The sequence below is a fragment of the Pontimicrobium sp. MEBiC06410 genome (genome assembly GCF_053601615.1).
Genome location: NZ_JBSHNT010000144.1, coordinates 42,529 through 54,359 on the forward strand (window position 1 = coordinate 42,529; position 11,831 = coordinate 54,359).

Annotated in this window: 13 protein-coding genes; 3 read left to right on the forward strand and 10 right to left on the reverse strand. The window is 31.4% G+C overall.

Features of this window, described 5'->3' with window-relative positions:
- Positions 1-9 precede the first annotated feature (9 nt).
- From ACVC08_RS05665 to ACVC08_RS05680, 4 genes are all read right to left on the reverse strand, one after another.
- Positions 10-1,428, reverse strand: a complete 1,419-nt coding sequence (locus ACVC08_RS05665; protein ID WP_452601340.1) for a TolC family protein — start codon at positions 1,426-1,428, stop codon at positions 10-12.
- The gene (locus ACVC08_RS05670; RefSeq protein WP_452601341.1) at positions 1,428-2,789 is read right to left on the reverse strand and encodes an HlyD family secretion protein; all 1,362 of its coding nucleotides are present in this window, start codon (positions 2,787-2,789) and stop codon (positions 1,428-1,430) included. The genes ACVC08_RS05665 and ACVC08_RS05670 overlap by 1 nt, the downstream gene beginning before the upstream one ends.
- Positions 2,782-4,455, reverse strand: coding sequence for a peptidase domain-containing ABC transporter (locus tag ACVC08_RS05675; protein WP_452598252.1), 1,674 nt, complete (start codon positions 4,453-4,455; stop codon positions 2,782-2,784). The genes ACVC08_RS05670 and ACVC08_RS05675 overlap by 8 nt, the downstream gene beginning before the upstream one ends.
- Positions 4,456-4,635: 180 nt before the next feature.
- Positions 4,636-4,956, reverse strand: coding sequence for a hypothetical protein (locus ACVC08_RS05680; protein WP_452601342.1), 321 nt, complete (start codon positions 4,954-4,956; stop codon positions 4,636-4,638).
- A 349-nt stretch (positions 4,957-5,305) separates the two neighbouring features.
- On the opposite strand from ACVC08_RS05680, the gene ACVC08_RS05685 reads away from it, so the two are divergent.
- The 3 genes from ACVC08_RS05685 (at position 5,306) to hemN (ending at position 7,758) form a co-directional block, all read left to right on the forward strand.
- Entirely contained in the window at positions 5,306-5,983 is a 678-nt protein-coding gene (locus ACVC08_RS05685; RefSeq protein WP_452601343.1) for a T9SS type A sorting domain-containing protein, read from the forward strand.
- 121 nt (positions 5,984-6,104) lie between these two features.
- Positions 6,105-6,392 (forward strand): hypothetical protein, encoded by a 288-nt coding sequence (locus ACVC08_RS05690; protein ID WP_452598255.1) that lies wholly within the window; start codon positions 6,105-6,107, stop codon positions 6,390-6,392.
- A gap of 4 nt (positions 6,393-6,396) precedes the next feature.
- Positions 6,397-7,758 (forward strand): oxygen-independent coproporphyrinogen III oxidase, encoded by a 1,362-nt coding sequence (hemN, locus tag ACVC08_RS05695; RefSeq protein WP_452601344.1) that lies wholly within the window; start codon positions 6,397-6,399, stop codon positions 7,756-7,758.
- An 80-nt stretch (positions 7,759-7,838) separates the two neighbouring features.
- On the opposite strand, the gene ACVC08_RS05700 is transcribed toward hemN, so the two are convergent.
- The 6 genes from ACVC08_RS05700 to ACVC08_RS05725 are packed head-to-tail and all read right to left on the reverse strand — an operon-like array spanning position 7,839 to position 11,827.
- Complete coding sequence (locus ACVC08_RS05700; RefSeq protein WP_452601345.1) at positions 7,839-7,988, reverse strand: hypothetical protein; 150 nt, start codon at positions 7,986-7,988, stop codon at positions 7,839-7,841.
- A 40-nt stretch (positions 7,989-8,028) separates the two neighbouring features.
- Positions 8,029-8,736 (reverse strand): sulfite exporter TauE/SafE family protein, encoded by a 708-nt coding sequence (locus ACVC08_RS05705; RefSeq protein ID WP_452598262.1) that lies wholly within the window; start codon positions 8,734-8,736, stop codon positions 8,029-8,031.
- On the reverse strand, positions 8,737-9,183 hold the full coding sequence (locus tag ACVC08_RS05710) for a FixH family protein (RefSeq protein ID WP_452601346.1): 447 nt from the start codon (positions 9,181-9,183) through the stop codon (positions 8,737-8,739).
- A 49-nt stretch (positions 9,184-9,232) separates the two neighbouring features.
- On the reverse strand, positions 9,233-10,654 hold the full coding sequence (ccoG, locus tag ACVC08_RS05715) for a cytochrome c oxidase accessory protein CcoG (protein WP_452601347.1): 1,422 nt from the start codon (positions 10,652-10,654) through the stop codon (positions 9,233-9,235).
- A gap of 7 nt (positions 10,655-10,661) precedes the next feature.
- Positions 10,662-11,633 (reverse strand): cbb3-type cytochrome c oxidase N-terminal domain-containing protein, encoded by a 972-nt coding sequence (locus tag ACVC08_RS05720; RefSeq protein WP_452597492.1) that lies wholly within the window; start codon positions 11,631-11,633, stop codon positions 10,662-10,664.
- Positions 11,630-11,827 carry a CcoQ/FixQ family Cbb3-type cytochrome c oxidase assembly chaperone gene (locus ACVC08_RS05725; RefSeq protein WP_452597491.1) on the reverse strand — a complete coding sequence of 66 codons (198 nt, stop codon included), beginning with the start codon at positions 11,825-11,827 and terminating at the stop codon, positions 11,630-11,632. Before ACVC08_RS05725 ends, ACVC08_RS05720 begins: the two co-directional genes overlap by 4 nt.
- Positions 11,828-11,831: the final 4 nt, after the last annotated feature.

Consider the following 11,831-nt stretch of genomic DNA (forward strand, 5'->3'; position numbering starts at 1 on the left):
AACTAAATATTAAATACCATTAACAGGCTCGGAAACCCCTAAAGCATTATATAAACTAGCAGTTGCTTTTAATTGTTTTATAATTAATTTATTATTTTTTAATTGAGAATCTATTAATTTTTGTTCACGCGAATTAATAAGAAACAATGAGCTTTCTCCTAAGAAAAACTTACGTTCCTCGGCATTTAATAACGTTGTGTAGTCTTTTACTATGCCATCTATTAGATTATTTTGTGTCTCTAATGATTTTATTTCTGCTTGCACCGCTTCAATTTTGTTTTTAAGATTTAAAGACGTCGATATGCGTTCAAAATTAGCATCCTGTAACTTCAAATTTGCTAATTTTACATCGCCTCTCGCTTTGCGTAAAAATAAAGGAACGCTAAAATTAACAAAGGCTTTATAATTAGCCGTATTAAAGCTATTTAACTGATCGAAATCTGTAGTTAAAAAGTTATATTGAAGGTTTAATTTAGGTAATAGTTTATTTCGTTTTAAAGAACGATCTACGGTTAACTCATTTATTTTAGCATCTAAACTTAATAGTTTAGGGTGTGTATTTACTAAAGCATTTGTGTTAGTAATACCTTCTAACAACAGTACGGTTTTAAGAGTATCTATTTCTGGTTCTGTAGGGACTACATTGTCTTTAACTTCTATAGGCACATCGTTTAACCATAAATAATTACTAATTACTAAGGCAGCCTTTCTACGTTTTAAAGTTGCAGCTTCAAGATTTAATAGCCTGTTTTGTAAAGCAATTCGTGCCTCTGTTATATCTATCTCGGCTTTATCTCCTAAAGTAACACTACGCTCTATAGCATTTAAACGTGTTTTTGCATTATCTAAAAAAGCGGTATAAATACGTTGTGCGTTTACAGTTTCTAGCCAATCGAAATAAGCTTTACTAGCTTCAAATAACAAATTATTAACTAATAAATCTCTATTGGCTTTAGTTTGCTCTCTAAAAAAACGCGCTTTTTTTAGTGCAGCCATACGCTCATTTATTAAAAACCCTTGCGCAAGAGAAAAGGAAACGCCAGCACTGTATAAACCATCTTCTGGAACTGTTAAGTTCGGGTTTAAAAAAGCTCCTGTATTTTCTTCAAAATTGGCTTTAAATTCTATGCCATACCAAGTCGGGATTTTAAAAGTAGCATTTAACTGATCAAAATACTCTGTGCCTTTAAATGATTTTCTATCGTAGTCTACTTCAATTTTTGGGTCGAATCCACCTCTTGCTTTTAATACATTAGCTTCACCAATACTTAATACTATATTAGCTTGCTTCATTAATGGATGGTGTTTTTTTACATAACCTAGATACTCTTCAAAAGACAAGTATTCTTCAAGTTTTTCTTGAGACGATACTATATTTGAGAGTATAAAAGCAAAAGAGAGTATACTATACTTTAATATGGTATTCATTATTTTTTAGTTTTTTTAGAATCCTTACTGTTTCCATCTTTAGGTTTGTAATAATTAGGAGGGAAGCCATTTAACTGCCTCCATATTTCGTACCAAATAGGCACATCTTCTAGTAGGGCTATTGTGTAAGCCCCAGAGCCAACTCTTACATTTTTTGGCCAATCTTCTCCACTTGGATCTGGTGCAATTAAAATTCTGAATTTACCATTATCACTAATAAATGTTTCTATAGCTACAACTTTACCTGCATATGTACCATAAGAAGCATTAGGCCATCCACTAAAGAAAATAGCTGGCCATCCATCGAATTGAATACGCACTTCCTCTCCAATATGCATTAATGGTAAATCTATAGGTTCTACAAAAGTTTCTACAGCTAAGTCATAATTTGTAGGCATAATACCTACTAGTTTTTCTCCTTCTTTAAAAGTCTCACCTAGACCACCTCGTAGTGCTTTATTAATGTAGCCATTCTGTGGAGCTGTAATATAATACAGGGAATTCCTTATTTTATAATTTGTAGATTGGTTGTCTAGTTTAGTTACTTCGGCTTCAGCTTCAAATTGACTTGATTCTGCTGTAAAACGATCACTACGAGATTTAGCAATTTTGTCTGCATATTCTGCAGAAATTCTACCAATTTCAATATTAGCATTGAGTACTTTATTTTGACTTGCCAATAATTTGTTTTCTTGAGAGATAAGCTTCGCTTGTGTTTCCTGTAGTTTTAAACGTTTGTCTTCTACATCGGCAACAGCTTTTATGCCTTCTTCCTGTAAGGTTTTAGTACGGTCATATTGCTTCTGTGCAATGTTTAAATTTGTTTTAGCAGCCGTAAAATCTATACTGTCGCTTTTTACTTTTAATCGGGCTTGTTTTAACTTGTTTTCTGCTTGTGTTAATTTTAATTGGCGTTCGTTGACTAGGGCATTAACTTGGTTTTCTAAAGTTTTTATTTTTTCCTTGTACGATACTACCGATCTACTTTTTGCGTCACGTTGTTGATTTGTTCGCTCTACAAGATTTGGATCTTGATATTCGGTTTTTATTTCAGATATAAATAAGATTGTATCTCCTTTTTTTACAAAGTCGCCTTCTCTTACATACCATTTTTCAATACGTCCTGGTATAGGAGATTGTATGGTTTGTGGGCGTTGATCTGGTGTTAATGTTGTAATAAAGCCATTGCCACTTACATTTTGCGTCCATGGTAAAAACAGCACAATTAGTACTATTATAGCAAATGCACCTAAAAAACGATTAAATAGCTTATTGTGCTTAGAGGTAAATGCTTTAGAAAAAGCAGTGTATCCCTCAAGCGACACTTTTTTATTTAATTGATTGTGAGAGATATTAAGCATTGTTTTTTTGTTTAGAGTTTATATTTCCGTCTACAATAGTTAATTTTTGATTACAGTGATTCTTCCATAGTGTATTTCTACTAGATATTATTAGAGTCCATGGACGTTCTGCGGCTGTTAGGTATTTAATAATTTCTAAAGCTTCATCATTTTCAAAATGCTCTAAAGGATCTTTTAGTAATAGTAATTTGGGTTTATGTATTATGGCTCTAGCCAATACAATACGTTTAGATACTGTAAATGGAATTTGCTGGCCTTCTGGGTATAGAATAGTATTAATACCATTTGGTAAGCTTTTTACAAATGGTAATAAACCAGTAAGTTTTAAAATGTATCGTAACTCATCTTGTGAGATATCTTCACGGCCAAAAGTTATATTGTCTGTAATAGTGCCTTCAAAAGGAAATTGCTCTGGGAGTACTTGTCCAATATGTGCTCTATATTGGTTTAACTTAATACCTTTTATAGGCGCATCGTTTATATATAATACACCACTAGATGGTAAAATAAGCCCAGATAAAATTTTAAGTAAAGTGGTTTTTCCAGAGCCAGATGGCCCTGTTAATAAAATGCGATCCGATTGTTCTATCTTAAAATTAAGACTATTAAAAATAACCTTGTTTTCTGGAGTTGTATAACTTAGGTTATCTAATTCAATATTTAAATTGTTATAATTAATAAAAGGGTCTTCTCCAGATTGAGGCTCTAGTTCTTTATCTACAACTTGACCTATTTTTTCTAATGAAGTTAAAACGTCGTAAAAAGATTCTAACCCTTTAATTAACTTTTCTACTGAACTAATAACTAATAAAATAATAATTTCTGCCGCTACAAATTGCCCTATATTCATTTGCTGATTTAAAACCAATAAACCACCAATAATTAAAAGTCCAGCAGTAACCAGTACCTTAAAAGTAATAAGTTGTATAAATTGAGAGACTAACACTTTAAAGTGGCTTTCTCTAGCTTCTAAATAACTCGTTGTTAAAAGATCATTTTGCTGCATAGCTAGGTCAGTGGAACCAGACAATTTAAAACTTATTAAAGAACGAGCTATTTCTTGTATCCAATGGGCCACTCTATACTTGCTTTTAGATTCTTTTAAACTTGTTTCTAATCCCTTTTTTGCAGTAAATTTAAATACTACATATATAAGTAGTACTAAAAGAAAACCATATATAATAAAAAAGGAATGGTAGAAGGATAAAAGAATTAAGCCAAAAATGATTTGTAGCGCAGACGCTGGAAAGTCTATTAAAATTTTAGAAAGTCCTTTTTGTATTGTAAGTATATCAAAAAAACGATTAGCTAGTTCTGGAGGATAGTAATTGCGTAATTCCTCCATTTTAATTTTCGGAAAACGATAAGCAAACTCAAACGATGCTCTAGTAAAAATTTTTTGTTGCATATTTTCTAGAATACGTATTTGCATGAGTTGAAGTACGCCTTGGAAAGCAACACCTAAAGTTACTAGAACAACAAGAACAATCCAGGAGGTGGATACTTGTGCGCCTTGAATTAAGTTAATTATGGCTTGTATTCCTAAAGGTAAGGTAAGGGCAACTAAACCTGCAAAAATGGCATAATAAAAAATTTGGCGGATGTCTCTTTTGTCTAATTGTAGAAGACTAATAAAGCGTTTCCATGGAGACATTATTTGTTTCATTGGTTAAGTTTTAAGTATAATTAAGCTGAAATTTACATAATTATTAGCTCTATTTTTATGTAGAGGTTTTTAAACTACGCGTTTTTCATTTAATAGGTATTAAATTTTTAATTAAATAGTTGGAGTACAGTTCTAATCTTGATTGTATTATTCTCATTATCCCAAGATTAAATATAGTATTTAAATACTGTCGGGAGGAGGGATATGCACTTCTTTTAATACAGGTTTTAATGCATTTTCTGCTAAACCAAAAGCCTTATTGTTAGTTGTGGTATTAAAGGAGTGTTTAGAATGAATAATAACTATTTTAATTTTTTCGGTTTTTAAATCCTCTTTTTCTTCTTCCACATTATCTTCACAGTCTAGTAATACCAATTCACTATCTAAATTGCTAATTAAGGGAAATGTTTTAAAAAAAGGCTGAGTAAACACTAATAGAAATAAGGCTATTACAAAGAATTGCTTAAAAAATATTCTATAATGTATAGTGTTTGGGTTCATTTAGCAAGTAACTAATTTGTTATTTTTTAAATTGCTTTTGCAAATATATAATAGTATTACTATTAAAAATAGAAGTTTAACTATTTTTTGTGAAGATTTGGGTATATCTGTTTGGTTTTGAACTGTAAAATAGCAAGAGATGTTAAGGTAAGTTTTTTTTCAGTATTAATACTTTACAAGCACCTATACTGGTAGTGTTATAAGGTTATTTATTTTTTGCAAAAAAAAGCTATTGTAGAAGTTTATTTAAGTTATAACATGTTTTGGAAGTTGAAAAAGCATTTTCGGAAATTTATTACCTGTTTGTAAACTAGCCTATAATATATTAGCTTAATTAATATAATTAAGCATGACCAGAAAATATACTTTAGTTATCGTTTTAATAGCATTGTTACAGTGTACTTATGCACAAATCACATTTAGAGGGTGTGTTGGTGTTATGGGGGCTCAAGATTTTATACTTACGGCTACAGGAACAAATACAGATGATGGTATTACTCGCAACATTTACGAGAGTACACCTTTAAATTTTGCACAAAGTTGCCCTTCTGGAGTATGCGAGATGCAAATTATATGGAATACAACAGCAGATAGATGGGAAATGAAATTTGATAATGATGGTCCAATAAATACACCAGATTATACAACAGCCAATTTATATTACAGTACGGCTGCGACCTATCCTAACCCTCCAGATATAAGTTTCGGAAACTGGCAAAACGCTGGATTTTGTCCAGATGGGATAACAACTATGAGTGGAGATGTAAATGATGGCGCTACACTTGGAGTAGATGTTTTTGAAACCGAACCCCAAATACGTATTTACCCTAATCCAGCTAATAAAGTATTAAAAATACAAACAAAAAAAGAATTAAAAGACATTACAATTTATTCGGTTTTAGGGAAAAGTGTTTTTAAAACAAAAACAAAAACAATAGATGTTTCTAAATTAGCTATGGGAATGTACCTTATTAAAATTACAGATATAGATGGGCGTATTATTGCTAGACGTTTTATTAAAGAGTAATGTTAAGTAAATTAATGAGTTAAATATTTTATTAAGGCATTTTACAAAACTGATAAATATCATATTATACATAAGAGCTATATAATAATTTTGAAGTGTAAACTAAAAATACTTTAAAATTATGAGCACTTTATATGCAAAAATTAGCACAGATTGGAATAATCATTTTGTAGGTTATTCAGCATTAGCAATAATCCTTTCTACTTGTCTAGGTTCTATTGCAGTAATGTTAACAATGATGGATGGTAATGGCTTTCCGCAGATGTTTCAAGTATTTCTTGTTGTAGCTGCATGTAATGCACATAATGCTTCAATTTTAACAGTACAGAAGCCAAAAACAGTATTAAACTTATTAATTGTAAGCATAGTAGTTAGCGTGTTAGTCATGTTTGCTAGTTTATTATACTAAAAACATGTGTACTTTAACATCTAAGTATAACGTGGCAGGGCCGCGTTATACTAGTTACCCCACAGTACCATATTGGCAAAACGATACATTTTCTTTAAGTCATTGGGAAGATACATTGTATAAAAGCTTTAAAGAGAGTAATAGTAATGAAGGTATAAGCTTATATATCCATTTACCATTTTGCGAAAGCATGTGTACATTTTGTGGCTGTAATAAACGTATAACAAAAAACCATAGTGTTGAAATTCCATATATAGAAGCTGTAATAAAAGAATTTACATTATATCGTGAATTATTTAATGAAATTCCACTAATTAAACAGCTACATTTAGGTGGTGGAACACCTACTTTTTTTTCACCAAAACACCTGAGTAGATTATTAGATGGTATTTTTAGTATAGCTAATAAAGCAGAAGACTATGAGTTTAGTTTTGAAGGCCACCCTAATAATACAACCAAAGAACATCTTAAAACACTAATAAAACATGGGTTTAAAAGAGTGTGTTATGGTGTACAAGATTATAATTTAACGGTACAGAAAGCCATAAACAGAGTGCAACCTTTTGAAAATGTTGAAAAAGCAACGTTACAAGCAAGAGCATTAGGATATACTTCTGTAGGTCATGATATTATATATGGTTTACCATTTCAAACCAAAACAGATGTTATTAACACTATTGAAAAAACAATAACACTACGTCCAGACCGTATAGCTTTTTATAGTTATGCTCATGTACCTTGGATAAAAGGAAATGGACAACGTGGTTTTAAAGACTCAGATCTACCAACAGCAAATCAAAAAAACGAACAGTATAAAATAGGAAAACAGAAACTTACAGAAGCTGGGTATGTAGAAATAGGGATGGATCATTTTGCGCTTAAAACTGATAGTTTATACAACGCACAAGAGACAGGGCAGATTCATCGAAATTTTATGGGCTATAATTCTAGTAAAACTCAAGTAATGGTTGGTTTAGGTGTATCGTCTATAAGTGACAGTTGGTATAGTTTTGCTCAAAATGTGAAAAATATAGAAGACTATTATAATAAACTAAACAATAACTTATTGCCAGTTTATAGAGGACATATATTAACAGAAGAAGACGTAATAATACGCCAGCATATTCTTAACCTTATGTGTCAATTTGAAACTAGTTGGGAAGATCAATCTCAGTTTTTTAAAGAGCTTCCAGATGTGTTAATTAAGTTAAAACCTTTAGAAGAGGATAAACTGATAACAATTAACAGTAAAACAATAAAAGTCACAGAAAAAGGACGTGCTTTTGTGAGAAATGTTTGTTTACCCTTCGATTTACGATTACAGCGTAAAAAGCCAGATACACAGTTGTTTTCTATGACGATTTAATAAAAAATCTATTTGTATTTAAATAGTTAGTTTAGAGAGAAGAAAGGATAGTATTATGTTATACTATCCTTTTTTAATGCCTAGTTTTCTTTTTCTGAGCCTTCTTCTTTCTTATTTGCATTAGCCATATTATAAATTACAAGAGCCATAACAATACAAACAAGAGCGAAAACGCCAATAATAATGCTGCCCATTCCCCAATTAACAAGCGGTAGATTATAAAGAGTCATAAGTTATATATATTAAATTAAAAATTAGTAGATTGTTTTTCTAGTGACAACTATGCTTAGCTGTAGCTTTTTCTACGGTTACCATTTCAGAAGGTGATACGTAAGGAATTCCTAATCCTAAACCTCTTAAAATAAAGAGCATTCCAATGACTACTACAAAAACTGGTATTGCCTTTAAAATGTATTGTTTTACTGATGTTGTTAAAAAATTACCTAAATATATAGCTGTTGTCATTAATGGTATAGTACCTAAACCAAAAATAATCATGTATAAACTACCTTCCCAAGCATTTCCTGTACCTAAAGCACCAAATATGGCCATATATACTAAACCACACGGTAATAAACCGTTTAAGTAACCAATAGTGAAAAAAGTGCCAGGCGATTTCTTTTTTAACTCGCTTCCCATAGCTTTTTTAACTTTTCCAACTAGTTTATATAGTGGTTTAGAAAAGTTGTAGCGATTAAATACACGTGTAGGTATTACTATAACAGTTATCATTAAAATTCCAATAATTATAGATAATTGTTGTTGGAATCCAAAGAGGTTTAAACTCTTGCCAATAATTCCAAAAATTAAGCCTAATACAGAGTAAGTAAGTAGACGGCCTAAATGGTAGCTTAATAGTTGCATTACTCGTTTCGTATTATTTTTACGGTCTAGAGGTAGTAAAAAAGCAATAGGGCCACACATGCCTACGCAGTGGAAACTGCCTAATAAACCAAAAATAAACGCAGAAAGTAACATTTAATAGACTATTTGTTTTTTGTATAGATAATCGGTTCCTTTATATTCCCAATCTATAGTAATGTTCCACCGACCATCTACCAGATTTTTTTCAGGTATGAGCAAATTAAAACTAGATAGAACTATTGGTAAACTAAAATCTAGCTTCTGGTTAGATGGTCTGTATAGGAACACTTTTCCTTTTATTTTAGATGGTTCTAGTTCTTTAGGAAAGGTTATAAGCCAACCTTCAGGAACACGTTTACCTTTTATGTTTTCTTTTAAATTATTGTTGTTTGTTTCAGCATCAATCTCTGTTTGATAGGCCATTTCTTTGGCGTAATAATCTTCTGTAACCAAATCATGACTATATTTTTTGTCGGTACTCATAGTAACCACGAAATACATGATAAAGCCTATAAAACCTATTATTGCAACTACAATGCCTGTTCCCCAATTCCATTTCATAATCTTACTATTTTAATTAAATTTTTGTTTTATTGGTTTTTATAGAATACTATTTATAACTACGTGGCCCTAAAAAAGTAGTTCTTGTAGTTTCAATAAGGTCATCGTTACTATAAATCCCAATTTTTAATCGTTCTTTATCATCCTTTAAGGCACTTGCATTAATTTCAATAAATAGAGTGCCTTCTGCTAGTCCTTGTCCTTTTACTGTAAAGTTATGATTAGAAACGAGTTTAACAGTTCCTTTGTGCGATAGTAATTTAAAGTTAACACTATCTATATCTTTTATCGTTTTGTTTACTAACTTAAATGTAAATACATTACTAATTATATTATCTGCTTTATGTTCGTACAATTGCCCTGGCAATCTTAAAATTCTTGCCTCTATATCATTGCGTAAAAACAACATACCAATAAGTACAGCTGTTAAAATACCTAGAACTGCTGTATAACCTTTAAGGCGAGGTGTAAACTTAAAAGGTTCTTTTTTCTCAATATTATCTTCGCTGGCGTAACGTATTAATCCTTTTTGTAGGTTAACAGATTCCATCATGCTATCGCAGACATCTATACATGCAGTACAGTTAACACATTCTAGCTGTGTCCCATTTCTAATATCTATGCCAGTAGGGCATACATTAACACATTGAAAACAGTCTATACAATCTCCTTTTCCTGTTGTTTCCCTATCTTCATTTTTTCTAAATTTAGCACGACCTTTTTCTTTCTCACCTCGTTTATGATCGTAAGCAACAACAATAGATTTATTGTCTAATAGCACACCTTGTAATCGACCATAAGGGCAAGCTATAATACATACTTGCTCTCTAAACCATGCAAAGATAAAATAGAATACTCCTGTAAAAATTAGTAAAGAAATAAGTGTGCTGGCGTGGTTAAAAGGTCCATCTTTTATATATCGTATTAGTTCATCGCTACCTATTAAATAGGCTAGGAAAACATTTGCAATTAAAAATGAAATTATAAAAAAGATACTCCATTTAAGAAGGCGTTTTCTAATTTTTACCGCATTCCAGGGCATTTTTTTTAAACGAATTTGCTTTCCTCTATCTCCATCAATCCAATATTCAATACGTCTAAAAACCATTTCCATAAAAATGGTTTGTGGGCAAATCCATCCACAAAATATACGACCAAAAGCAACTGTGAATAAAATAATAAAGACAACACCAATAATCATCATAATAACAAATAGATGAAAATCTTGAGGCCAAAATGGAAATCCGAAAATGTTAAAACGGCGTTCTAAAACATTAAACATTAAAAATTGATTCCCATTAATTTTGATAAAGGGTGCCGAAAATAAAAAAGCTAATAAAATATAACTTACATATTTACGGTATTGATACCATTTACCAGATGGTTTTTTAGGAAATACCCAAGCACGCTTGCCTTCTTCGTTAAGCGTGCCTATAGTATCTCTAAAATTATGTTGACCTTGTTCTGCCATGTATATTTTAATTCGTCATTGAGACGTTTACTGCAGTAGAATCTTTTACAGTTTCGATAGTTTCTTCTACTTTTATATCTTGTGCTTTAGTGTCTTCTGAAGCATTTGGGTCTATCCAAATATCGCCTTCGGCTTCTTTTGGTTCTGCCGGCGTAGTACCTTGAAAGCTTAAAACGTAACTCGCTACTTGAGCAATTTCAGATGGTTTTAAATCAGACTTCCACGAAATCATTCCTTTTCCATCTCTACCACCTTCAGAAATTGTATTGAATACATTTTTTATACCACCTCCTAAAATCCAGTTTTTATCTGTTAAATTAGGACCAATACCTCCACCACCATCAGCTTTATGGCAAGCAACACAATTGGCATTAAAAATGGTTTGCCCTGCTTTTAAATCGGAAGCATCGGTTAGTAATGTTACAGTATTTGCATCTACTAAATCTTTAGCTGTTTTTTTCCATTCAGCAATTTTAATATTAGCTTCTGCAACAGCAATTTCGTATTCTTCTGCTTGGTTATAATCGTTAAATACTTCAAAACGTACCAAATATATTACAGCGAATAGGATGGTTCCATAAAATCCCCACACCCACCAAGGTGGTAAATTGTTGTCTAGCTCTTTTATACCATCGTAGTTATGGTCTAATATAATTTCGTGTTCCTCTTCTAATGCTTTACTTCCTAAAGCTTTTTTATAATTATCTTTTAACCATTTAAAGCGGTTTTGTTTTTCTAAATTACGTTTTGCTTTATAACTCTCCTGTTGCTCTGGGGTTAATGTTTTAAATAGTACATTTTCTAGGGCAGCGATACATATTTCAAAAGCAAAAGCAAATAACATCAATCCAGAAACTATGGCCCACAATATTGGCTCTGTTAACATGGCCCATTGCTCTCCTGGATATACCCATTCTATTATAATGACTGCGCAGACAAAGAATAGTAATAATCTTAAAAATGATGCTGATGTTCTCATAGTAAAGGTTCGTTTGTGTTAATAGTATCGTCTGCTAGCGGAATATTGCTAACCTCATTAATGTGTGCTTTTTTTGCTGTAAATACCCACCAAAATAATATGGTGAAAAAGATGAAGAATATGAGTAATGAAATAATTGGATAAATCTCTACTCCATCTATGTTTTCTAAGTTTCCTTTAATAAATTTCAACATAGCT